Source organism: Streptomyces sp. ACA25 (genome assembly GCF_028200735.1).
GTDB lineage: Bacteria > Actinomycetota > Actinomycetes > Streptomycetales > Streptomycetaceae > Streptomyces.
In genome coordinates this window covers 1-22686 of sequence record NZ_JAQKPV010000007.1, presented here as the reverse complement: position 1 = coordinate 22686, position 22686 = coordinate 1, and the positions used below count along the sequence as shown (strand labels likewise).

At 69.4% G+C, this 22686-nt stretch carries 26 protein-coding genes and 1 pseudogene; 18 read left to right on the top strand and 9 right to left on the bottom strand.

What is annotated here, in order from left to right; genetic code table 11:
* Positions 1-42 precede the first annotated feature (42 nt).
* A complete protein-coding gene (moaA, locus tag PJ985_RS12695; protein ID WP_271683810.1) occupies positions 43-1032 on the top strand; it encodes a GTP 3',8-cyclase MoaA in 990 nt (329 codons plus the stop codon).
* 57 nt (positions 1033-1089) lie between these two features.
* On the opposite strand, the gene PJ985_RS12690 is transcribed toward moaA, so the two are convergent.
* From PJ985_RS12690 to tyrS, 3 genes are all read right to left on the bottom strand, one after another.
* Positions 1090-1305: a hypothetical protein gene (locus PJ985_RS12690; RefSeq protein WP_271683809.1), complete on the bottom strand. Its 216-nt coding sequence runs from the start codon at positions 1303-1305 to the stop codon at positions 1090-1092.
* 187 nt (positions 1306-1492) lie between these two features.
* The gene (locus PJ985_RS12685) at positions 1493-1954 is read right to left on the bottom strand and encodes a DUF3099 domain-containing protein (protein ID WP_271683808.1); all 462 of its coding nucleotides are present in this window, start codon (positions 1952-1954) and stop codon (positions 1493-1495) included.
* Positions 1955-2079: 125 nt separating this feature from the next.
* Positions 2080-3492, bottom strand: a complete 1413-nt coding sequence (gene tyrS / locus PJ985_RS12680; RefSeq protein ID WP_271683807.1) for a tyrosine--tRNA ligase — start codon at positions 3490-3492, stop codon at positions 2080-2082.
* Between the two features lie 193 nt (positions 3493-3685).
* Here tyrS and PJ985_RS12675 point away from each other — a divergent pair, with 193 nt between their 5' ends.
* Complete coding sequence (locus PJ985_RS12675; protein WP_271683806.1) at positions 3686-4120, top strand: ATP-binding protein; 435 nt, start codon at positions 3686-3688, stop codon at positions 4118-4120.
* Between the two features lie 92 nt (positions 4121-4212).
* On the opposite strand, the gene PJ985_RS12670 is transcribed toward PJ985_RS12675, so the two are convergent.
* Positions 4213-4743, bottom strand: a complete 531-nt coding sequence (locus PJ985_RS12670; protein WP_271683805.1) for a hypothetical protein — start codon at positions 4741-4743, stop codon at positions 4213-4215.
* Between the two features lie 1188 nt (positions 4744-5931).
* Between PJ985_RS12670 and PJ985_RS12665 the strand changes: the two genes are divergently transcribed.
* The 3 genes from PJ985_RS12665 to fabI all read left to right on the top strand — a co-directional run bounded on the left by PJ985_RS12665 (position 5932) and on the right by fabI (position 8110).
* On the top strand, positions 5932-6504 hold the full coding sequence (locus tag PJ985_RS12665) for an ATP-binding protein (RefSeq protein ID WP_271683804.1): 573 nt from the start codon (positions 5932-5934) through the stop codon (positions 6502-6504).
* Between the two features lie 118 nt (positions 6505-6622).
* Entirely contained in the window at positions 6623-7327 is a 705-nt protein-coding gene (gene fabG, locus PJ985_RS12660) for a 3-oxoacyl-[acyl-carrier-protein] reductase (RefSeq protein ID WP_271683803.1), read from the top strand.
* 3 nt (positions 7328-7330) lie between these two features.
* A complete protein-coding gene (fabI, locus tag PJ985_RS12655; protein ID WP_271683802.1) occupies positions 7331-8110 on the top strand; it encodes an enoyl-ACP reductase FabI in 780 nt (259 codons plus the stop codon).
* Between the two features lie 67 nt (positions 8111-8177).
* Here fabI and PJ985_RS12650 read toward each other — a convergent pair whose 3' ends face one another.
* A complete protein-coding gene (locus PJ985_RS12650) occupies positions 8178-8867 on the bottom strand; it encodes a FadR/GntR family transcriptional regulator (RefSeq protein ID WP_271683801.1) in 690 nt (229 codons plus the stop codon).
* A 93-nt stretch (positions 8868-8960) separates the two neighbouring features.
* Here PJ985_RS12650 and PJ985_RS12645 point away from each other — a divergent pair, with 93 nt between their 5' ends.
* The 4 genes from PJ985_RS12645 (at position 8961) to PJ985_RS12630 (ending at position 11378) form a co-directional block, all read left to right on the top strand.
* Positions 8961-10280, top strand: a complete 1320-nt coding sequence (locus PJ985_RS12645; protein WP_443033483.1) for a CynX/NimT family MFS transporter — start codon at positions 8961-8963, stop codon at positions 10278-10280.
* A 17-nt stretch (positions 10281-10297) separates the two neighbouring features.
* Positions 10298-10414 carry an SGM_5486 family transporter-associated protein gene (locus tag PJ985_RS12640; protein WP_271683799.1) on the top strand — a complete coding sequence of 39 codons (117 nt, stop codon included), beginning with the start codon at positions 10298-10300 and terminating at the stop codon, positions 10412-10414.
* Positions 10415-10565: 151 nt separating this feature from the next.
* Positions 10566-10775, top strand: a complete 210-nt coding sequence (locus PJ985_RS12635; RefSeq protein ID WP_271683798.1) for a hypothetical protein — start codon at positions 10566-10568, stop codon at positions 10773-10775.
* An 84-nt stretch (positions 10776-10859) separates the two neighbouring features.
* On the top strand, positions 10860-11378 hold the full coding sequence (locus PJ985_RS12630) for a SixA phosphatase family protein (protein ID WP_271683797.1): 519 nt from the start codon (positions 10860-10862) through the stop codon (positions 11376-11378).
* A 69-nt stretch (positions 11379-11447) separates the two neighbouring features.
* On the opposite strand, the gene serB is transcribed toward PJ985_RS12630, so the two are convergent.
* Positions 11448-12695, bottom strand: coding sequence for a phosphoserine phosphatase SerB (gene serB, locus PJ985_RS12625; protein WP_271683796.1), 1248 nt, complete (start codon positions 12693-12695; stop codon positions 11448-11450).
* A gap of 231 nt (positions 12696-12926) precedes the next feature.
* Between serB and PJ985_RS12620 the strand changes: the two genes are divergently transcribed.
* Together PJ985_RS12620 and PJ985_RS12615 are read left to right on the top strand one after the other, a co-directional pair.
* Complete coding sequence (locus PJ985_RS12620) at positions 12927-15338, top strand: FHA domain-containing protein (protein ID WP_271683795.1); 2412 nt, start codon at positions 12927-12929, stop codon at positions 15336-15338.
* A gap of 248 nt (positions 15339-15586) precedes the next feature.
* Positions 15587-15826 (top strand): chaplin, encoded by a 240-nt coding sequence (locus PJ985_RS12615; RefSeq protein ID WP_271683794.1) that lies wholly within the window; start codon positions 15587-15589, stop codon positions 15824-15826.
* 137 nt (positions 15827-15963) lie between these two features.
* Here the strand turns inward: PJ985_RS12615 and PJ985_RS12610 are convergent, their stop codons facing one another.
* Complete coding sequence (locus tag PJ985_RS12610; RefSeq protein WP_271683793.1) at positions 15964-16752, bottom strand: hypothetical protein; 789 nt, start codon at positions 16750-16752, stop codon at positions 15964-15966.
* A gap of 130 nt (positions 16753-16882) precedes the next feature.
* Between PJ985_RS12610 and PJ985_RS12605 the strand changes: the two genes are divergently transcribed.
* The 3 genes from PJ985_RS12605 (at position 16883) to PJ985_RS12595 (ending at position 19166) form a co-directional block, all read left to right on the top strand.
* Positions 16883-17674, top strand: a complete 792-nt coding sequence (locus PJ985_RS12605; protein WP_271683792.1) for an ABC transporter ATP-binding protein — start codon at positions 16883-16885, stop codon at positions 17672-17674.
* Between the two features lie 43 nt (positions 17675-17717).
* Positions 17718-18149, top strand: coding sequence for an NfeD family protein (locus PJ985_RS12600; RefSeq protein WP_271683791.1), 432 nt, complete (start codon positions 17718-17720; stop codon positions 18147-18149).
* Positions 18150-18215: 66 nt separating this feature from the next.
* Positions 18216-19166 (top strand): SPFH domain-containing protein, encoded by a 951-nt coding sequence (locus tag PJ985_RS12595; protein ID WP_271683790.1) that lies wholly within the window; start codon positions 18216-18218, stop codon positions 19164-19166.
* A gap of 144 nt (positions 19167-19310) precedes the next feature.
* Here the strand turns inward: PJ985_RS12595 and PJ985_RS12590 are convergent, their stop codons facing one another.
* Together PJ985_RS12590 and PJ985_RS12585 are read right to left on the bottom strand one after the other, a co-directional pair.
* The gene (locus PJ985_RS12590) at positions 19311-19820 is read right to left on the bottom strand and encodes an HNH endonuclease (protein WP_271683789.1); all 510 of its coding nucleotides are present in this window, start codon (positions 19818-19820) and stop codon (positions 19311-19313) included.
* 133 nt (positions 19821-19953) lie between these two features.
* On the bottom strand, positions 19954-20493 hold the full coding sequence (locus tag PJ985_RS12585) for a YbhB/YbcL family Raf kinase inhibitor-like protein (protein WP_271683788.1): 540 nt from the start codon (positions 20491-20493) through the stop codon (positions 19954-19956).
* Between the two features lie 133 nt (positions 20494-20626).
* On the opposite strand from PJ985_RS12585, the gene PJ985_RS12580 reads away from it, so the two are divergent.
* The 4 genes and pseudogenes from PJ985_RS12580 to PJ985_RS12565 all read left to right on the top strand — a co-directional run bounded on the left by PJ985_RS12580 (position 20627) and on the right by PJ985_RS12565 (position 22336).
* Positions 20627-21034, top strand: a complete 408-nt coding sequence (locus tag PJ985_RS12580; RefSeq protein WP_271683787.1) for a ribonuclease domain-containing protein — start codon at positions 20627-20629, stop codon at positions 21032-21034.
* Positions 21031-21465: a barstar family protein gene (locus PJ985_RS12575; protein ID WP_271683786.1), complete on the top strand. Its 435-nt coding sequence runs from the start codon at positions 21031-21033 to the stop codon at positions 21463-21465. The genes PJ985_RS12580 and PJ985_RS12575 overlap by 4 nt, the downstream gene beginning before the upstream one ends.
* Positions 21466-21467: 2 nt before the next feature.
* Positions 21468-21710: pseudogene (locus PJ985_RS12570) on the top strand (DNA-3-methyladenine glycosylase); the annotation flags it as partial.
* A gap of 14 nt (positions 21711-21724) precedes the next feature.
* Positions 21725-22336 carry a DNA-3-methyladenine glycosylase gene (locus tag PJ985_RS12565; protein WP_271683785.1) on the top strand — a complete coding sequence of 204 codons (612 nt, stop codon included), beginning with the start codon at positions 21725-21727 and terminating at the stop codon, positions 22334-22336.
* The last annotated feature ends 350 nt before the right edge of the window (positions 22337-22686 follow it).

Sequence of the window (22686 nt, the reverse complement as noted above, 5' to 3'; positions counted from 1 at the left end):
TACGCTGCCCCTATCGGTACCCACAGCGGAGGAGAGCCCGGCATGCTGCTCGACACCTATGGTCGGACCGCGACCGATCTGCGGGTCTCTCTGACCGACCGGTGCAATCTGCGCTGCACGTACTGCATGCCCGAGGAGGGCCTGCAGTGGCTGGCCAAGCCGGACCTCCTCACCGACGACGAGATCGTCCGGCTGATCCGGATCGCCGTCACCGACCTGGGCGTCACCGAAGTGCGGTTCACCGGCGGAGAGCCGCTGCTGCGCCCCGGGCTGGTCTCCCTCGTCGAGCGCTGCGCCGCTCTTGAGCCGCGCCCGAAAATGTCCCTGACGAGCAACGGCATCGGTCTGGAGCGGATGGCGGGCGCACTGCGCGACGCCGGCCTGGACCGCGTCAACATCTCGCTCGACACCATCGACCCCGAAGTCTTCCAGCGGCTGACCCGCCGCAAACGGCACGCGGACGTACTGCGCGGCCTGGCCGCGGCCCGCGAGGCCGGCCTCACCCCCGTCAAGGTCAACGCCGTGCTGATGCCGGGACTCAACGACCACGAGGCCCCCGACCTGCTCACCTGGGCGGTGGAGAACGACTACGAACTGCGCTTCATCGAGCAGATGCCGCTGGACGCCCAGCACGGCTGGGAGCGCAGCGAAATGATCACGGCCGGAGACATTCTCGCTTCGCTGCGCACCCGCTTCACCCTCACCCCGGAGGGCGAGGACGAGCGGGGCTCCGCCCCCGCGGAGCGCTGGGTCGTCGATGGCGGTCCGCACCGCGTCGGCGTCATCGCCTCCGTGACTCGGCCGTTCTGCCGGGCCTGCGACCGCACCCGGCTGACCGCAGACGGCCAGGTCCGCACCTGTCTGTTCGCCCGCGAGGAATCAGACCTGCGCGGGGCGCTGCGCTCGGGCGCGAGTGACGACGAGATCGCGGCCTTCTGGCGGACCGCCATGTGGGGGAAGAAGGCCGGTTCCGGGCTGGACGACCCCGCCTTCCTTCAGCCGCAGCGGCCGATGTCCGCCATCGGCGGCTGACCGCTCGTCAGCCGGGCACGGCCGGATTTCCGGTTCCTGCACACTCGGCCGGGACTCTCATTCCGGCTCGGGGGGTTCCCGCTCCGCCAGTGGCACGACGTCCTTGAGGAAGTTCCGTACGCCGAGGAACTGCGAGAGATACTCCCGGTGTTGCTCGCACGCAAGCCAGGTCTTGCGGCGCTCCGGCGTGTGCAGTTTCGGGTTGTTCCAGGCCAGCACCCACACGGCGGGGGCACGGCATCCCTTGGCGGAGCAGATCGGGGTGTCGTTCACGGGTCCATCCAACACCCCGGGGAAGAACGCGGCGACGCCGGGCAGCCACGGGGGGAGCCGCCCGGCGTCGGTCCATCGCTCCGACGGGGGACGCGGAGCGCTCTTGAAGTATGACATGTGACAACCCGCCGGGTGCAGAAGAACAGCGCAATTGATCTGAGCCTGTCTTGAGCTTCCGACTGCCTGCTCAGCTTTCGGGCTGCTCCGTGTCACCCGTTCCGGGGCCTCGCTGTTCCGGCCGTGGACGCCCTCCGGGCGGGTGTTCCGGTGGGGGGTCTTCCGGACGAGAGCCTTCCGGATGTGCGGATCCCCCGGACGGACGCTGCGGAGGCCGAACCGGCAGCGCCGGACGCCGGTCGGCGTCGGTGAGGAAGGTCGAGGGAAGGGCGGGGGACTTCTCCCGCCCGGCGTTGGCGACCACCACCGCGACGTACGGGATCACCGCGCCCAGGAACAGCGTCGCGATCGCCAGCGGGCGGCTCACATTCCACAGCACAACCGTCAGAATCACCGACGCGGTACGGACCAGCATCGAGATGATGTAGCGCCGCTCCCGCCCCCGGACATCGTCCTCCAGGCTCTGCCGGGCACCGGTGATCCGGTACACGGGCGCATCGCTCCCACGGTGCAGCAGGCGCCTCAGGCTCATGCTCACCACCTGCGTTCTCGCCGGGCCGATGGAAGGAAGGGTGTGGGCCCGGACCCTTCCACCGTACGCCGGGGCCCCGCGCTCCCGGGCGGCGGGGGTGCGGGGCCCCGACGACAGTACGGTGCTCAGGCGCCGTGGAGCCGGGCCAGTTTGCGGCCCGCTTTCAGGTACACACCTTCGACCGGCTCCTCGACCCCCCCGAGACGCTCGGCGGCCACCTCGCTCAGCGGGCGCAGAGCATCGGACTCCGTCAGGACCGACGCGTGCTGGCCGGTGCCGGTCTCCAGCACCAGCCGCAGCGCGTTCTGTTTGGCCAGCCGGCGGGCAGCGGAAGCGCTCGGGGCGAACTCGAGGAGCTTGGTGAGCACGGCGGCGACGGTCTCACCACCGTGCTCAGCGAGGTCCACCTCGGGCAGCGTTCCCACCTCGGTGAAGCTCTTCTTCGAGAACTGTGCGGTGAACCCGGCCCGGGCCGCCATCGCCGCCTCGACGCCGTGCATCGCGGTGACGACCTCGCCGGCCAGGACCTTCTTCAGGTCCATCGGGTGCAGCGAGCGGTCCGCCATGCGGCCCGTGACCGTCCGGATCTCGGTGTCGGACCACTCGGTCCAGGCCCGCAGGTACGGCTCCATCAGCCGGTCCGGAATCGACATGATCTTCCCGAACACCTCGTCGGCCGCTGCGCGCAGACCGACGTAGTTGCCCTGCGACTTCGACATCTTGGCGCCGGAACCGTCGGTTCCCTCGATCAGCGGCATGGTGGCGATCAGCTGCGGCTCCATCCCGTAGATCTCCATCACGCGGCGGCCCATCTGCATGTTCAGCAGCTGATCGACGCCGCCCAGCTCGATGTCCGCGTCGATCTCGGCGGAGTCGATGGCCATCGCCACCGGGTAGATCAGCTCCGACATGGTGAGCCCGTGACCCCCCTCCAGCCGGGTGCGGAAGTCGTCCCGCTGCAACAGCGAGGAAGCCGGAACCTGCGTCAGGATGCCGATCAGCCGCGGCAGGGTGATGCCGGCCAGCCACTCGCTGTTGTGCCGGAACCGCACCTTGTCGAAGTCGAAGAACGGTTTGACCTGGTCGCGGTAGCCCGCGAGGTTCGCGGCGATGTCCGCATCGGTCAGCGGCGGACGTTCGCTGGACCGTCCCGACGGGTCCCCGATCTTCGCGGTGATGTCCCCGATGATCAGGGTGACATCGTGCCCCATCCGCTGGAAGCGGCTGAGCACGATCATCGGCACGGTGTGCCCGAGATGCACGTCGGCCGCCGTCGGGTCGATGCCGAGCTTGACGTGCAGCCCGCGCCCCTCCTCCCGGGCCCGCCCGATGTCCGCGGCCAGTTTCTCCACCGAGGGCAGGATCTCGACCGCGCGCGAGCCGATCAGCTCCGCCTGTTCCGCGGGCGACAGGTCGGTCAGGTCCAGATAGCGCCGTGACCCGGTCTCCTCCAGCAGCTCCCGCACCATGGTGTCGGAGGAGAGGTCCTGTGCCAGCAGCACACTGCCGCGCTGCACGGATTCGCCGAGGCGTGTCACGTTGCGTCCTGACGGTCGTCGGGTGAAGGGTGGGCGCGGACCATCCTACGGCGCCCGTCCCGGCCGCCCGGCCCTGCCGAGGCGGCACGGAACCGGGCGGCCGTCCCGTCCGGCGAAGGGGTGCCACGCGCGGACGGACCGGCTCGTCGGCATCCGGTGGTTTCCTGTCCCCGAAGACGGAAACCTGGGAGTGATGCGTGCTACCGACACTCCCTACGACAGGCCCCTCCGCCCCTCCGAGTTCGTGATGAGTTTCTCCTCCACCCGGCACGGCGCCCGGCTCGCCAGACTCCTGGTCGCGGAGCGCATGAACGCCTGGGGCGTCTCCTACGACAGCGAGGACTCCTCAGCGGTTGCACTCCTGGTTGCGGAGCTGGCGGCGAACGCCGTGGTGCACGGTCATCACCGGGGGTGGGACTTCCGGCTCCGGGTCACCCGGCGGCAACACGTCGTCCGGGTCGAAGTCACCGACACCCGGGCCGACCGCAGGCCCGCTCCCGCCTCCCCGCGCCCCTCCGACACCAGTGGACGAGGACTGCTGATCGTCTCAGCGATCGCCTCGCGATGGGGTGTGGCGGAGTGCGCGAGAGGCAAGACGGTCTGGTGCGAGTACGTCCTGTCTCACTGACGCCGGCCCGTGCGCACCGCCCGCTGTGGTGTGCTGCCGCCCGGCGTCTGTGCGGGCGGCCCCGCTGAGTGGGGGGCAGGTCGGTGCGGGTGTCAACTGCTGCAGCCGTGTTCCTGCTTGACCGCTGTCGCGAGGTTCTCGGCGAAGGCCTCGATCCGTTCCCGGCGTTCTGGTTCACTTGGTCCGGAGTGTTGCTGGGCGGTGAGTCGGAGCACGGTGTACTTCGCTTCCTCGCGTGGTTCGCAGAGGAAGGAGATGTTGACACCGGTGGCCCAGAGGACAGCCTCTTCGCCCTGGACCCGGGTCTCTATCTTTTCTTCTCTCCTGCTGTCGGCGAGCGTTGTCCGTTGCATCGGGTCCCGGTACTCGTCGGAGAAGGAGACGCCGACGTTCAGCGCTTGTGAGGAATCCACGGTGACCGTGCAGATGTCGTAGCCCTCATAGCTTCCCTCGCTCGACTGCGCAAGCGTCTTCCCCGGAGGCAGCAGCGGTTGCAGGAGGCCTGGGTCAATGTTCAGACCGCACAGCTCGCTGGGTGCCGCGTAGTCGTAGGTTTCTTCGTCGGCAGTGCAGCCCAGAAGTGCGAGGGCTGCCAGCGGAAAGAATAAAGTCGAAGCGCGCATGGGGGAGATTTCTTCTCTGAGTGGATCGTGGGGGACGTTGTCGGGGGCTTGCTCGGCTCAGCGATGTGCTGGGGCGGCCCACGCCGATGCGGCCCTGTGGCCAGGCGTCGCAGTTGTACTTCTCCTTGAGGCCGTTCACGGAGTAACCGGTGAATGCTTCGCTCCACTAGTTTGTTTCATGGGATCTCCTTCGTTCTGAAATAAGGAGACACTCGTGCTGATAATGCGTCGGAAGTCGACGCTGATGGTGCACCAGTCGTAGGATCAGCAAGAGCGAAGAGCGCATTCGAGAAGAAGTCCATATCCGGTTCAGATGTGTGGATCCCGTCAGGGTTCCAGCTTGTCTCGGCCTTGCCGAGACTTGCCTCGTGATTCACGGCTGCGACGCGGTGCAGAGCCGCTCCGCAGTCCAGCCCGCCGGCTTCGGGGCCGCTGCGACGGCGGAGCCGGACCCCGCCTGTTCGAGCGCTCGGGACATTCCCGGCCGCAGCTGCGTGCCGCTTCCCTGACGGGCGTCAAGTTTTCGTCCCGGACCTCCGGAGACCAGTAGTCCGGAGACCACTCGCCTTCGGCCGGGAGAGGGCCGGCACAGTCCACCCAGGGGTGTCCGCTACTTTCCGTGGTCATCTGCTGTCTTCCCGGCATTCACCGTGACGGAAAGTGGAGTGCCGACTCCCTCAAGTGACGTGTGCACCGGACCAGTTTGCACCAGCGCGCTTCCCCCGGAGACCGAGTACCGCGGCTGACGGCGCGGATTGGCAGGAAGGTGAACACCGCGGGGGCGGGCGGTTCCCCGGGTGGCAGGGAGGAGGCAGCCCGCCCGCCCCGGACGGTGCGGCGGGCTTCGGCCCGGGGATGTCGGTGGGGGCCCGGGAAGAGGGCCCGGTGCGTGGTCGCGTGACCGGCTGACGCGGTGACGGGTCGCATCTGCCGAGCGATGCGGATCATCTGCCGCCCGGTCGGCGCCAGGCGGGATGAGGGCCCGCAGCGGCTCTGCGACCACCCTTTTCAGCCGTGATCTGCCCACGGGACAGGGCAGTTGTCATATTCCGCCGCCTTCTGCGAGCACCCTGCCGGGGAACCGCCCCACCTGTCACCTGCTGTGCAATACCGCATGTACCGGCCCGGCAACGGTGCGTGGGGAAGGCGGGCTGGTCAGGCGGCCACCCGATGAGCAGGCTCGAAGGTATGAACGACGAATCGCCCCGTGCTGAGCTCTCGGTACTTCCCGGGACGTTCGACATGATGTTCACCTCCACCCGGCGTGGTGCGCGGCTGGCGCGCCTGCTGGCCGTGGAGCGGCTCGACGCCTGGGGAATCCCTTACGACAGCGCGGCCTCCGGTACGGTCGCGCTGCTGGTCGCCGAGCTGGCGGCCAATGCCGTGCGGCACGGGCAGATACCGGGCCGGGACTTCCGGCTGGGCCTCACCGTCGAGCCGGCCGGACGGCTCGACGGGGTGCTGGTACGGATCGAGGTCTCGGATGCCCGCTCCGAGCGCAGGCCGCGGCTCGTCCCTGCGGCCTCCTGCACAGCCGACCTGTACGACCGCACCCGCACGGACACCGGCCCCGTGCCTGTGGCCGGCGCTTCCGCGTGCTCCGGCGGCCGGGGGACGGTGACCGCGGACTCGCGTGATCTGGCGGAGAACGGGCGGGGCCTGCTCCTCATCTCGGCCCTGTCCTCCCGGTGGGGCGTCGCTGACCGGGAAGTCGGGAAAACCGTCTGGTGCGAGTGCGTTCTCGAGCCCGGCCGTCTGTAGGGATCCCACAGGCACTGCCGGGTGCCCCTGTCGCGGCCCGATCCCCGGCTTCCGCTGCCCGGAGGCTAGCGTGGGGCGGAGTATCCGACTGGGAGAACCTCAGAGAAAGGGTGGTCTCTTGAGCCGCTCTGTACTCGTCACCGGAGGCAACCGCGGCATCGGGCTCGCCATCGCTCGTGCCCTTGCCGACGCAGGCGACCAGGTCGCCGTCACGTACCGGTCCGGTGAGCCCCCCGAGGGGTTCCTGGCCGTGCGGTGCGACATCACGGACCCGGAGCAGGTGGAGCGGGCCTACAAGGAGGTCGAGGAGAAGCAGGGGGCGGTCGAGGTACTGGTGGCCAACGCCGGCGTCACCCGTGACCAGCTGCTGCTGCGCATGTCCGACGAGGACTTCACCTCTGTCGTCGACACCAACCTCACCGGCACCTTCCGGGTCGTGAAGCGGGCCTCCCGCGGCATGCTCCGTGCCCGCGGGGGGCGCATCGTGCTGATCTCCTCCGTGGTCGGTCTGCTGGGTTCGGCGGGGCAGGCGAACTATGCCGCGTCCAAGGCAGGGCTGGTGGGGTTCGCCCGGTCCCTCGCCCGCGAGCTGGGTTCGCGCAACATCACCTGCAACGTGGTCGCCCCGGGCTTCGTCGACACGGACATGACGCGGGTGCTCAGCGACGAGCAGCGGGAGAAGATCGTCAAGCAGGTGCCGCTGGGCCGCTACGCCCAGACCGCGGAGGTCGCTTCCGCGGTGCGGTTCCTGGCCTCGGAGGAGGCCGCATACATCACTGGTGCCGTCATCCCGGTTGACGGCGGATTGGGCATGGGACACTGACACATGAGCGGAATTCTGGCCGGTAAGCGCATTCTCGTCACCGGGGTCCTCACCGACGCCTCGATCGCCTTTCACGTCGCCAGGCTTGCCCAGGAGGAGGGCGCCGAGGTCGTGCTGACCGGCTTCGGCCGGATGAGCCTGGTGCAGCGGATCGCCAAGCGCCTTCCCAAGGAGGCGCCGGTCATCGAGCTGGACGTGCAGAACGCCGAGCACCTGGACGGCCTCGCGGCCCGCGTCACCGAACACCTGGGGGAAGGCGTCGGGCTGGACGGCGTGGTGCACTCCATCGCCTTCGCTCCGCAGGACGCCCTGGGCGGCAACTTCCTGCACACCGAGTGGGACTCGGTGGCCACCGCGGTCGAGGTCTCGGCGTTCTCGCTCAAGTCGCTGACCACGGCGCTGCTCCCGCTGATGCGCGAGCGCGGCGGCTCGGTCGTCGGTCTGACCTTCGACGCCCAGTTCGCCTGGCCGAAGTACGACTGGATGGGAGTGGCCAAGGCGGCGCTGGAGTCCACTTCGCGTTACCTTGCCCGGGACCTCGGCGGGGACGACATCCGCTGCAATCTGGTGTCCGCGGGCCCGATCAAGTCGATGGCCGCCCGGTCCATCCCGGGTTTCGAGGAGCTCGCCGACGTCTGGAACCACCGCGCACCGATCGGCTGGGACCTCGCCGATCCGGAGCCCGCCGCCCGCGGGGTGGTCGCGCTCCTGTCGGACTGGTTCCCCAAGACCACGGGCGAGATCGTCCACGTCGACGGCGGTGTCCACATGATGGGGGCCTGAGCCCCCAACGGTGACCACGGCGGCCGTCCGCCGCCCGTCCCGCGCCCGCACGACCGGCGCGGGACGGTCAGGCCGACTCCTCCTCCGCCGTCACCGCGTGACAGGTCAGCGCGTAGGAACCGGCCTCCCTGGCCGCGTTCTCCGCCTCTCCGGCCCGGACCGCCTCCACCAGCCGGGTGTGGTCCAGATACCCCTCGTCGCGCAGCTCCTCGCCGACATTGCCGCGCAGAAAGTCCCGCAGTACGTCACCGAGGTCGGCGTAGACGGCTTCGAGGACCTCGTTGTGCGATGCCTTCACCACCGCCATGTGGAAGCTGGTGTCGGCCGCCACGAACCGCTCGGCCTCCCCACTGGCCCAGGCCTCCTCCCGCCGCTCGAGCAGGGTGTCGAGCTGCCGCATGTCCTCGTCCGTCCGCCGCAGCGCGGCGAGCCGGGCAGCGGTGGCCTCCAGGGTGCTGCGCAGCTCCGCGACGTGCCGTGGGTCCGCGTCGGCGAATCGCCGGTGCATCACCCCGGCCAGCTCGCTGGTGGCTGTCACGAAGGTGCCCGAGCCCTGCCGGATGTCGAGCAGGCCGTTGTGTGCCAGGGCCCGGATCGCCTCCCGGACTGTGTTCCGGGCCACTCCGAGCTGTTCGACCAGCTCCGGCTCGGTCGGGATGCGCGAGCCGACCGGCCAGGCACCTGACGTGATCTGCCCGCGCAGCTCGGTGATCACCTGGTCGGCGAGCGCGGAGCGGCGGGGGGCGGTCAGTGACATAGCTCTCCAGGGGTGCGGACGATCCAGCTGGCGAGGATTCGTCCCATGATTCTATGGTGAAGGGGTCGCGTTGTTCTAAGGAAGCCCATGCCAGTGCCGGATCACGACCGTGTTCTCCTCAAGGATTCACCCTCCGGAGGGAACCACACCACTCGCACCCGTTCCTCGGTGCCGGCCGGAGCGCTCGGGCTGGTGGCGGCCGGGCTGTTCCTCGCCGCCCTCAACCTGCGTCCGGCGATATCCGGTCTGGGCCCGCTCCTGGAGGAGGTCCGGTCCGGCCTCGGGATGAACGCCACGGTGGCCGGTCTGCTGACCTCCGTGCCCGCCCTGTGCTTCGCGGTGTTCGGCGTCACCGCCCCCCGGCTGGCCCGCCGCTTCGGACCGGTCGCCGTCGTGCTGGCCGGAATGGCCGCCGTCACCGCCGGGCTGGCCCTGCGCTCGCTCGCCGGCGGCACGGCCGTCTTCCTGGCGACCACCGCCCTCGCTCTGGCGGGCATCGCGGTCGGCAACGTCCTCATGCCGGTCATCGTGAAGCGGTACTTCCCGGACCGGGTCGGCACCATGACGGGCCTCTACTCCATGGCACTGGCGCTGGGCACCGCGGGGGCCGCCGCCTTCACCGTCCCGCTCACCCAGGCCCTCGGCGGCAACTGGCGGACCGGCCTCGGCATGTGGGCGGTGCTTGCTGCCCCGGCACTGCTGGTGTGGCTCCTGGTCCTGCTGCGTGACCCGGCCGGACGCGGGACGCGGAAGGCACCCGCGGATCCCGGCCCGGCCGCCGCCCCGGAGACCGTCGGGCCCGCGGGCCGGGGGCCCGCCGCCGAAGCCACCCGGATCCGCATCACCCGCTCCGCCACGGCCTGGGCACTTGCCGTCTTCTTCGGACTGCAGGCCACCGGTGCCTACATCACGATGGGCTGGATGCCCCAGATCTTCCGTGACGCCGGGGTGCCGGCCGCGACCGCCGGTCTGCTCCTCGCGGTGATCATGGGGATGGGCGTGCCGCTCGCGTTCGTCCTGCCCCGCGTGGCGGCCCGGATGCGGCATCAGGGCCCGCTGGTGGCGGCCCTGGGAGCCTGCGGGCTCGCCGGCTACGCGGGACTGTGGTGGGCTCCGGCGGAGGGCGCCTGGGCCTGGGCGCTGCTGCTCGGCATCTCCAACTGTGCCTTTCCGGTGGCCCTCACGATGCTCGGGATGCGCGCGCGGACCAGCGGGGGAGTGGCCAGACTGTCCGCGTTCGCCCAGTCCACCGGCTATCTGATCTCCATCCCGGGCCCGCTGCTGGTCGGTGCCCTGTACGACCGAAGCGGCGGCTGGCAGGCTCCCCTGCTCCTCATGGCCGTGCTCATGACCGCCCAGATCTGCGTCGGGGTGGTCGCCGGGAGGGACCGCTGCGTCGAGGACGGCGGCTGAGGTGCGAGACTGGCCGCATGCCCGCGCTAGAACCGAACCCCACCGGCGGACCGAAGAAGCTCGCGCTGATCCTGGGAGCGATGATCGGCATCAGCCTCGTCATCGCGGTGATCGCCAGTATCGCGGCACCCTGACGTCCGGGGATGGTGGGGCAGGCCCCACCATCCCTTAGGGGCCACGTTCAGGGGTGAGTGGGTGGGTGACCGGATGGGCTCCGCGACCGGGTTTCCGTAGGTTTGAAGCAGCTCGGAACGAGAAGCCACGAACCGGACGGAGGCGAGCGCCATGGCGTCCCCCACCTGCTGTGCCACGCGCCGCCCGCCGGCCGTCGGCCGCCTCCACCCCCGGCTGCCGTGGTGGGCTCCGGTCCTTCCCGTACTTGTCTTCGCGGCCCTGCTGTTCCTGCTGGTCACCGGCGCGGAGGCCGGGGCCGCCCCGGAAGCCGAGCCGGTTGCCCTGCTCCTGGAGTGGCTGCACCGCCTGCTGGTCCGCTGACCGGAGCGCCGGATGTCGTCCGTGCCGGTGAGCGATCCTCAACACCCTGCGACGGATGCCCCTGCTCGTGCGAAGCTGGGGCACATGAGCGCCGACGTTGCCCGCAGGATCGTTCTTCTCCGACACGCCAAGGCGGACTGGCCGCAGGTCTCCGACCATGAGCGGCCACTCGCCGAGCGGGGCCGAAAGGATGCACCGGCCGCCGGCCAGTGGCTGGCCACTGCCGGGGTCGTCCCCGACCTCGCCCTCTGCTCCACCGCAACCCGTACCCGGGAAACCTGGAAGCTCGCGGTCCCGGAGCTGCCGCAGCGCCCCCGGACCGTCTACGACGAGCGGCTCTACGATGCCACTGCCGGTGAGCTGATCGCCGTCATCAACGAGGTCGACGACGAGGTCACCGACCTGCTGCTGGTCGGTCACAACCCCGGCATGCACGCCCTTGCCGAGGCGCTGGCAGGGGCGGCGGAGCCGGACGCCCTCGCGCGGATGAACCGCAGCTCCTTCCCGACCGCGGCCATGGCCGTGCTGAGCCACACCGGCAGCTGGAAGACCGTCGAGCTCGGTACGGCCCGCCTCGTCAGTTACTGGAGCCCGCGCGGATAGCGAAGGGGGCACCTCCCCCCGCAGGCCACGGGCCGCAGGGGGAGGGCGACACGCCGCGGCCGGGTCCGCTCAGCCGCCTGCGGGGGCGTCCGCCGCCTCGACATCCTCCCGGGTGATCCCCAGGAGATACAGCACGGTGTCCAGGAACGGCACATTGACCGAGGTGTCGGCCGCGTTCCGCACCAAGGGCTTGGCGTTGAAGGCGACACCCAGTCCGGCCGCGTTCAGCATGTCGAGATCGTTGGCCCCGTCCCCGATCGCCACCGTCTGGGCCAGCGGCACTCCGGCTTCGAGGGCGAAGCGGCGCAGCCAGACAGCCTTCCCGGCCCGGTCCACCACCTCGCCGGTCACCCGGCCGGTGAGCTTCCCGTCCACGATCTCCAGGGTGTTCGCCGCGGCGAAATCCAGGCCCAGGTTCTCCCGCAGTGCGTCGGTGACCTGGGTGAACCCCCCGGACACGATCCCCACCTGGTACCCGAGGCGCTTGAGTGTGCGGACCAGGGTGCGGGCCCCCGGAGTCAGCCGGACCTCCGCGCGCACCTTCTGCACCACGGACTCGTCCAGCCCGGCGAGCAGTGCGACGCGGGCGTGCAGTGACTGTTCGAAGTCCAGCTCGCCGCGCATCGCCGCGGACGTCACCTCGGCGACCTGCTCCTCGCAGCCGGCATGCGCCGCGAACAGCTCGATCACCTCGTCCTGGATGAGAGTGGAGTCCACATCCATCACGACCAGGCGCTGCGCGCGGCGCTGCAGCCCGGAAGCGATCACCGCGACGTCCACCTTCCGCCCCGCGGCCTCCGTCGCCAGCTCGGTCCGCAAGGTCTCCGTGTCCACCCCCGACACGTCGAACTCCACCGCGGTCACCGGATACTTCGCGAGCCGGAAGATCCGGTCGATGTTGCCGCCGGTTCCGGTGATCCGCGCGGCGATGGCGGACGCAGCCTCCGCGGTCAGCGGGCTGCCGAGCACCGTGACATGTGAACGTCCGTTGCCCCTCGGACGGTTGTCACCGGTGCCCGAGATGATCTCCGCCTGCAGGTGCTGCGACTCCGCCCAGCTGTGGACGGTGGCCCGCACCTCACCCTCGGTGGCCCGCACCGGCGCGGTGACCAGGGCACACAGTGTGATCCGGCCGCGGGTGACCAGCTGTTCCAGGTCCACGACGTCCACCGCGTAGGCGGCCAGGGTGTCGAGGAGCCCGGCGGTGATGCCCGGCCGGTCCTTGCCGAAGATCTTCACGAGCAGGGTGGGGTCATCCGTACCGGGCTGCTGCCCCGCAGGGCCGTCGGAGGGCAGTGGCGCATGCGAAGGGATCATGGTGCCACCACGGTAGCCGGTGCCCTCTGCCCTCCGGTGTCCTGTCCGGCCTCCGGACAGGACACCGGACCGAACGTCACGGCCCGGCTGACACTCTGCACCAGCTCCGTGACTTGTCGGGGGTCGGCTTCCCGATGAGCCGGGGTGCCTGGAATAGTTCCCCACCGACGTTCACCATCCCAAGGCCCCTGTCGCGGGGGTCACTCGGGGGACAACTTTGTGGGGCATGGAGTGCCGGAACTCGTACTCGAATTGAACGGACAGACCTGGGCTTTGGACCCGACCCGGGCGTACCGCCTGGGCCGGGATCCCGAAGGTGACCTGGTGCTTCAGGACGCCAGGGTGTCGTGGCGGCACGCCACCGTGCGCTGGGGCGGCCAGAGCTGGATGGTGGAGGACCACGGCAGTACCAACGGAACCTATGCGCAGGGCCGGCGCGTACAGCAGCAGGAACTCGGCCCCGGATCGGTCGTCCATCTCGGCAACGCGACCGACGGCCCGCGGCTCACCTTCACCACCGCGGGCGCCGTGGCACCGCAGCAGGCGCCGGCGGCAGCCATGTCGGGGGCCCCGCCCTCGTCGCCACCACCCTCCGACCGGCCCGTCGTGGCGGCGCCGCAGGGGGGCGGACCCGGACGGAGCGCGACCACCTTCCACCAGCTGTCCGTCGGCCAGGTCACGCGGATCGGCCGTTCGCTGGAGAACGAGCTGGTCGTTTCCGACCTGCAGGTCTCACGGAACCACGCCGAATTTCTCGCCACCCCCGACGGCCGGTTCGAGATCCACGACCTGGGCAGTCACAACGGCACCTACGTCAACGGTCAGCAGCTGCCCAAGAACGGGCGGCAGGACCTCAGCCAGAACGACACCGTGGGCATCGGCCACTCCACCTTCCGGCTGGTGGGCACGCGGCTGCAGGAGTTCGTCGACACCGGCGAGGTCTCCTTCTCGGCCCGCCACCTCACGGTCAAGGTCAACAACGACCGGCTGACGATCCTCAACGACGTCTCCTTCGGCGTGCCGGAGAAGTCTCTGGTCGGCGTCATCGGCCCTTCCGGTTCCGGTAAGTCCACCCTGCTGCGCGCCCTCACCGGCTACCGGCCCGCCTCCTACGGTGAGGTGCTGTACGACCACCGGAACCTCTACACCCACTTCGCCGAACTGCGGCACCGCATAGGTCTCGTGCCGCAGGACGACATCCTGCACACCGCGCTGCCCATTCGGCAGGCGCTGCGTCTGGCCGCCGAGCTCCGCTTCCCCGGCGACGTCGGGGAAGCCGAGCGGAACGCCCGGGTGGAGGAAGTCCTCCTCGAGCTCAAGCTCGACCATCACGCGACCAAGCGGATCAACGCGCTCTCCGGCGGTCAGCGCAAGCGGGTCTCGGTCGCTCTCGAGCTGCTCACCAAGCCCTCCCTGATCTTCCTGGACGAACCCACCTCGGGTCTGGACCCGGGGATGGATCGCGATGTCATGCAACTGCTCCGCGGGCTGGCGGACGACGGCCGTACTGTTCTCGTCGTCACCCATTCGGTGGCCGAGCTCGGTCTGTGCGACCGGGTCCTGGTACTGGCACCGGGCGGAGGCGTCGCCTACTTCGGACCTCCGGACGAGGCGCTCAACTTCTTCGGCTACGAGACCTGGGCCGATGTCTTCTCCGCCTTCGAGAACTACCGCGACTACGACTGGATGGGCCGCTGGCGCGGTTCGCAGCACTACCAGATGTACGCCGCCGACCTCGACGCCGTCCAGGCCCAGACCGCCCATTTCGCCCCGGCTGCCGCGAGCCGGCAGAAGGCCCAGTCGTGGGGCTCCCAGGTCTGGACCCTGATGCGCCGCTATCTGGCGGTGATCGCCGCGGACCGGGGTTTCCTCGGCCTCACCGTGGCGCTGCCGGTGATCCTCGGCCTGGTCAGTGTGGTCATCCCGGCCGAGCACGGGCTCGGCTACGGGCCGACGGCCAGCGCCCAGCGCAACGGGGACGCCAGCATCATCCTGCTGGTGCTGGTCATCGGCATGTGTTTCGCGGGCTCCGCCAACGCTGTCCGAGAGCTGATCAAGGAACGGGTGATCTACGAACGTGAACGGGCGGTCGGGCTCTCCCGCTCCGCCTACCTCATGTCCAAGGTCTTCGTCCTGGGCATGGTCACCGCGCTGCAGGGTGTCATCCTGGCCACCATCGGCTTCCTGCCCCGTGAAATGCCGCAGTCGGGCATCATCTTCACCAACTCGCCGGCTATTGAGATGACCATCGTGATCGTGGCCCTCGGCCTCACCTCGATGATGATCGGCCTGCTCATCTCCTCGCTCGTGCGGACCTCCGAGATGACCATGCCGCTGCTGGTGATGATCTCCGTTGTGCAGCTCGTCTTCACCGGAGCACTCTTCGCCGTGCACGGCAAGCTCGGTGTCGAACAGCTCGCCTGGTTGATGCCGTCCCGCTGGGGGCTGGCAGGGACGGGCGCCACCGCCGACCTGAACACCCTCACCAGGAACCCGGCGGATCCGGACCCGGACCGGCTCTGGGACCATGACGCGGCCGTCTGGCTGCTCGACGTCAGCATGCTGCTCGCGCTCGGCGTCGCCTGCGGCTTCCTGGTACTGCGATTCCTCCGTCGCCACGAACCGGAAGTCATGCGCGACTGACCCGGGACTCCGCGGGCGCCGCCCGGAGACTGGAACCCCTGTTCTCCGGCCGGCCCCCGGGACGCCGGCCGGAGCCGCCCCGCCGCGCCGGACAATTGACGGGCGGCGGGCAGAACCCCCGGTCGCACGGATTCGAACATCGCCGCAAGGTGCGGTACACCCGTGTCGTCCGGCCGGTCCGCGCGTTGAGCAGCGTGCGACTCCGGGGTCGGAGTCGCTGCACTGTTTAACTCAGGAGGATTTTCTTCATGAAGACTGCCAAGAAAGCTGCGTTCGTCGTTGCTGCCGCCGGTGCCGCTCTGGGCGCCGCCGCCGGTGCCGCCAGCGCGGACAGCGGTGCTCAGGGCTACGCGGTCAACTCGCCCGGTGTGGGGTCCGGCAATGTGATCCAGCTTCCCGTGCACGCGCCGGTGAACCTCTGCGGCAACACTGTTGACGTCATCGGTGTGCTGAACCCGGCCTTCGGCAACTTCTGCGCCAACAACTGAGCAGCACTCCCGCCCGCGACCCGGTCTTGCCGGTGAAGCGGTGAGGGAGCAGGGTCCCGCGGACCGGAGTCCGCGGGACCCTGCTTTCCGCCTTCCGGGCCGGCCGTGGCTCCGGACCGGCCCGGAAGACAGGAGGCTCAGCCCTGTTGCCGCTCGCGCTCCTCCAGGTAGGAGTTGTACGCGGCCACCCGTGCCCGCCGTGCCGTGCGCTCCACCGGACGCAGCAGTCGGTCCCGTGCACCGATCTGGCCCGCGCTCACCGCCCTGCCGTGCTCCGGATCCGTGGCGATGGTCACCAAGGCACCCACCCGCTGTGCCAGCTCCAGAACCCGGACGGCCCGCGGCGGATACCCCGGAGCCAGCAGTCGACGTTCCCGCTCCGTCCGTGCCCGGTAGGCATCCAGCTGCGCACGGGCCACCGGCCCGGCACCCGCCACATCCAGCTCCGCCAGGTCCGCGGTCACGTCCCGCAGCACTTCGGCGAGCTCCCGCTCGGCTTCACCGAGCGAGGGCACATCGGCCGGCGGTGCCTGTCGGGAGGGAAGACACCGCCACACCACCTCAGTCAGCACGTCACCCGCCGGACCCGCCTCCCTGACCTCCGGCACCAGCCCCAGGGAGGCTCCTTGGGCCGGCACTGCTTCCCCGGCGGTCAGAGCGGCCTCGTTGAACGCGGGAGGGCCGGAGAGTCCCAGCGGGTGCCCCGGAACGGGCAGGGCCACCCGAAGCCCCACCACCCCCAGCGTTCGCAGACGGCCCAGTGCCAGGGTCAGTCCCACCGGCCCGGCCTCGTCCGGCAGACCCACGACCCGGTGCACCGAGTCGGACCCCACCACCCGCTGCGCCGCCTCGTCCGGTGACACCCGGCCGGCGAGGAGGGCGTTTCCCCAGGCGGCCAGCCGCCCGGCACGTGGTTCATGAAGCATGACCTCCACCTTAGGGAGCGGAGTCAACAGACCGCCTGACGGCAGCGGCGGAAGCAGCGTGGCGTACTTTTGTCACGGGACTGTGCAGCACACGCAGTCAACGCCAACCGCAAGGGGAGAGACCGCGCGCATGAGCGATGTACTGGAGCTGGTGGACGTATCCGTGGTCCGCAACGGACGGGCTCTGGTGGACAAGATCTCCTGGTCGGTCGCCGAGGGCGAGCGCTGGGTGATCCTCGGCCCCAACGGCGCGGGCAAGACCACCCTGCTCAACGTCGCCTCCAGCTACCTCTTTCCCACCAGCGGCACCGCTCATGTTCTCGGTGAGAAGCTCGGCGGCGTCGATGTCTTCGAGCTGCGGCCCCGGATCGGCATGGCCGGCAGTGCACTCGCGGACAAACTGCCCCGGTCGCAGACCGTCCTGCAGACCGTTCTCACCGCCGCCTACGGCATGACCGCGGGCTGGCAGGAAAAGTACGACGAGATCGACGAGCGGCGTGCGCGGGCCTTCTTGGACCGGCTCGGCATGAGCGAGTACCTCGACCGGACATTCGGCACTCTCTCCGAAGGTGAGCGCAAGCGGACGCAGATCGCCCGCGCGATGATGACCGACCCCGAGCTGCTTCTCCTGGACGAACCTGCCGCCGGGCTGGACCTCGGTGGTCGCGAGGACCTGGTACGCCGCCTCGGGCGGCTCGCCCGCGATCCCTATGCACCGTCGATGATCATGGTCACCCACCATGTCGAGGAGATCGCTCCCGGCTTCACCCATGCCCTGCTCATCCGCCAGGGAGCGGTTCTGACCGCCGGGCCGGTCGACTCGACACTGACCTCCGCGAACCTCTCCCGCTGCTTCGGCCTGCCGCTGGTGGTGGAGCGCCACGGCGACCGCTGGACGGCGCAGGGCCTTCCTCTGGCCTGATCTCACGGCTGTCCCCTGTTCTCAGAGTGCCGACGGCCCTACGATGGGTTGCGTGGATATGTGGGTGTGGTGGCTCATCGCGGCAGGCGGCCTGGCAATTCCCCTGGTGCTGACGGCGATGCCGGAGTTCGGCATGGTGTCGGTCGGTGCGCTCGCGGCAGCGCTCGCCTCAGGGATCACCGATAACGTGGCGCTGCAGGTCGTGGTGTTCGCTGTCGTGTCCACCGCCCTTGTCCTCGTCGTCAGGCCGATCGCCCGGCGTTCCCGTGCCCAGCGCCCCGAAGTGAGCACGGGAATGGACGCCTTGATGGGCAGGTCGGCCGTTGTGGTCGAACGGGTGGACGGCACTTCCGGCCAGATCAAACTCGCCGGCGAAATCTGGTCCGCCCGTTCCCTGGACACTGCCGAGACCTTCGAGGCCGGCAGTCAGGTCAGCGTCGTCGAGATCGACGGAGCGACCGCTGTCGTGATGTGATGGCGGTCCGTCACCACGCCGGTGACACCGCACCTTTCAGCCCTTCCCGACGCAGGGGGTACACCGATGGACGCCATCATCATTGTGCTGGTCATCCTGGTGGTGCTGGTATTCATCGCACTGGTCAAGACGATCCAGGTGATTCAGCAGGCCAGCGCCGCCATCGTCGAACGCTTCGGCCGCTACACCCGCACACTGAACGCGGGCCTCAACATCGTCGTCCCGTTCATCGACACCATCCGGAACCGCATCGACCTGCGTGAGCAGGTCGTCCCGTTCCCCCCGCAGCCGGTGATCACCCAGGACAACCTCGTCGTGAACATCGACACGGTCATCTACTACCAGGTGACCGACGCCCGTGCGGCGACCTACGAGGTCTCCAACTACATTCAGGCCATCGAACAGCTCACCGTCACCACCCTTCGTAACATCATCGGTGGTATGGACCTGGAGCGGACCCTGACCTCCCGCGAGGAGATCAACGCGGCCCTCCGCGGGGTGCTCGACGAGGCCACCGGCAAGTGGGGGATCCGCGTCAACCGGGTCGAGCTCAAGGCCATCGAGCCGCCGACCTCCATCCAGGACTCGATGGAAAAGCAGATGCGTGCGGACCGTGACAAGCGGGCCGCGATTCTCCAGGCCGAAGGTGTGCGGCAGTCGGAGATCCTCCAGGCAGAGGGTTCCAAGCAGTCCGAGATCCTGCGAGCCGAGGGTGACGCGAAGGCCGCAGCCCTGCGTGCCGAAGGTGAGGCACAGGCGATCCGCACCGTGTTCGAGGCGATCCACGCCGGAGACGCCGACCAGAAGCTCCTCTCCTACCAGTACGTGCAGATGCTGCCGAAGATCGCTGAAGGCGACTCGAACAAGCTGTGGATCGTGCCGAGCGAGATCGGTGAGGCATTGAAGGGTCTGGGCGGCAACCTCAACAAGATCACCGGCAATGGCGGCGGCGGCGACAGCGACGACGCCCGCCCCCGGCTGGACAAGCCCGTCCGGGAGCAGCCCCGGCTGGACTGATGTCCGAGGGGAGCCGCGGCGTGCGGGTGCCCGGCGCCGCCGGACGGCTGCCGACGGAGGGAGGGATCTGCCCGGACCCTTCCCACCGCCGGTGCTCGGCGGCTCGCGGTGCCGTACCGTTCGCCGATGGAGTCGGCCCGGAGCTCAGGCCGGCTGAGAAAGCCTCGGCCACTCCGGCAGCGCAGCGTCGCCACCCAGCCCCAGCGCCAGCAGCAGAGTCTCCGCGGGCGTCGGCTCGAAGGGCTGCACCACAAGACGCATGCCTGCCTGCGCCGGAGTGCGGTCGGCTTTCCGGTGATTGTCGCGCGCGCAGGCCGCGACGGTGTTCAGCCAAGTGTCGCCACCCCCGCGCGACCGGGGCACAATGTGGTCGATCGTGGTCGCCCGCCCGCCGCAGTAGGCGCAGCGGTGCCGGTCCCGGACCAGAACTCCCCGCCGCGACCACGAGGCCCGTTGTCGGAACGGCACCTGCACGTACCGCCGCAGTCTGATGACCTGGGGGACCGGCAGATCCACCGAGACCGCCCGCACCCGGAGGCCGGGGTACGCCTGTTCGACCTCCGCCTTGCGCTGCATCACCAGCACCACCGCCCGGCGCAGCGACACCGTGGACAGCGGTTCGAAACTCGCATTGAGCACAAGGGTCTGCCGCACCCGCCACCTCCCTGCTCCTGCCCGCCCCCGTGGCGGGATTTCTCCACTGTGCCGTTGCCCTGCGGACAGGACAATGCAATTACCTGTGGCTGAACGGGGGAAGAAGGCGGCGGGGCGCGGCCGACCGCCCGGATCAGCCCTCGGCCGGTATCTCGTACTCACCGATCAGCTGCGCCCGGCCGATCGTGTGGAAGCGGAGCATGAATCCGACCTTCGCGGGCGGTGCGTCGGAGTCCGGCCCGAGCCGCTCCGTGTCCACGGCGTAGACGGTGAACACATAGCGGTGGGGCCCGTCGCCCGGCGGAGGCGCGGCACCTCCCCAGCCCTGCGTGCCGAAGTCGTTGCGCACCTGCACCGCGGCCGACGGCAGGCCGTCCCGGTCCGCGTTCCCGGCTCCGGCCGGAAGCTCGGTCACCGACGCGGGAATGTCGAACACCGACCAGTGCCAGAATCCGCTGCCTGTCGGTGCGTCGGGATCGAAACAGCTGACGGCGAAGCTCTTGGCCCCCTCGGGGTGGCCCGTCCATCGCAGATGCGGAGAGGTGTTCCCGCCGGCGTGGAGCTGGTTCTCCTTCAGCGGCAGACCGTCGAGCACATCGTCGCTCAGAACCGTGAAGGACGGTACGGGCGGATGGAAGTCGTGCGGGAGCGGACGCCGGGCCGGCACGGACATATCAGGACCTCCTCGTCGAATGGATCACTGGCCACCACCAGCGTAGTGATCGCGCGCGGAAGGCTGGCACGATGGCCGGGTGCATTCACGGATCAGAACTCACCACTCGCGCGGGCAGTTTCACGTCCTGCGCATGCTGCTCGCGTTCCTCACCGGAGCGTCACTGCTGCTCCTCGCCGGCTGTGACCTGCAGGGCGACTCCCCTCGCAGTGCCGCGACGGGCATACCGTCCGCGAACGGGACACCTTCGTGGGCGCAGGGGATGGAGACGGTCACTCCCGGAGAGCTCCCACGGCAGGCTCGCGAGACCATCGATCTCATTACGGAGGGCGGCCCGTTCCCGTACGACCAGGACGACACCGTCTTCATGAACAGGGAACGACGCCTGCCCCAGCAGGACCGTGGCTACTACCGGGAGTACACCGTGGATACGCCGGGCCTCAGCCACCGGGGGGCCCGCCGTATCGTGACCGGCGACGGCGGGGAGTTCTACTACACCGAGGATCATTACGACTCGTTCAAGGCAGTGGTGCAGCGATGAGCAACCCCGAGCAGGCAGACGAGGGACTGTCCCGGACATCCGGAGGGAGCGCCGCCCCCGGGGTCCATCACCGGCCGGCAGTACGCGCGGCGTCCGCCGTCACCGCGGCACTGGCCGCGGCCGAGCAGGCCGGGCAGCGGGGAGCGGTCCTGGACCTCGCCGGAGTGATGGGCAAGGAAGAGTTCCTGGACCGCTGTGCCCGCGCGCTCGAGTTCCCCGACACGTTCGGGAGGAACTGGGATGCTCTCCATGACGCGCTGACCGACCTCTCCTGGTGGGGACCGCCGGCCGGCTGCGTGATCCTCGTTCCGCACTGGGACGACTTTCAGCAGGCCGCACCGGAGAGCGCCGGTACCGCGCGGGAGATCTTCACCGAGGCGGTCGCTTCGTGGCAGGAGCGCGGCCGGTCCATGACCTTCCTGCTGGGATGATCATGGACCCGGCGCTGCACCGTGACGTTCTCGAACGTCCGGGGCTGGAGGTTGCCCCGGACCTGCTGAGCCGAATTCTGGTCCGCGACGCACCGAGCGGAACGATCGAGGTGCGGTTCATCGAGGTGAAGGCGTACGCGGGGCAGGCAGATCCCGGGTCGCACGCCTGCCACGGGGCCACGCCGCGCAGCTCCGTCATGTTCGGACCCCCTGGCCACGCCTACGTCTACTTCACCTACGGCATGTCACGTCGGTCAGCATGAACCTTCCCCTTCCTGATCTGAGCCGCTCCGTAGAGGAAGTCGCTCCCCTCCTGCTCGGATGCCTGCTCCGCACGCGGGCCGACGAGGGTGAAGTTGTGGCGCGCATCACAGAGGTGGAGGCGTACGAGGGGGAGGCTGATCCTGCCTCGCACGCCTACCGGGGACGCAACGAACGTAACGCTGTGATGTTCGGCCCGGCAGGGCGCCTCTACGTGTACCGCTCTCACGGTCTGCATTGGTGCGCCAACGTCGCCACCGGGACGGACGGCATCGCCTCGGGCGTCCTCCTTCGGGCAGGCAGGGTCATCGAGGGTGAAGACCTGGCGCGCAAGCGACGGGGGGAGAAGGTCGAGAGCGCGCGCCTTGCCCGAGGTCCGGGGAACTTCTGCCAGGCACTCGGCATCACGGCAGAGCACAGCGCCGCAGACCTGCTGACGGGCACCTCGGTCACGTTGTCCGGAGGTGAGCCGGTACCTACTGCGCTCATCCGTGTTGGTCCTCGGGTAGGGGTCAGCAGAGCCCACAACTGGCCGCACCGGTTCTACCTCGCCGATGATCCGACGGTCTCGGCGTACCGACTGAGCCCGAGAGCCAAGCCGTCCGGCTGAGTCGTCGATCCGCTGCGCGCCTCGCTCGCGGTCTGTCGGGGCGCTTCTGGAGCGATGGCGGTTCGACGGTCGGTCGCCACTCGCCGCACCGGCCCAGGCAGCGCAAGTGATCAAGGAGGCGCTTGACTCACGTCTGCCGAAGTCGTAACGTTGGTCGAGTCGCCTGAAGTGAAGCGCACCAGGACCCTGTCCTGGAGGACCAAGATCATCGGGACTTGGCCGGAGCGCCGCTTGAGCGGCATCCACACGAAGAAGACTGCTGCTGGGACTGCTTTTCGATGTGCGAAAACAGTGCCACCGGTCCGATTAGGAACCGGGCAGGGAATCGGCTAACGTATGGACACGGCGAA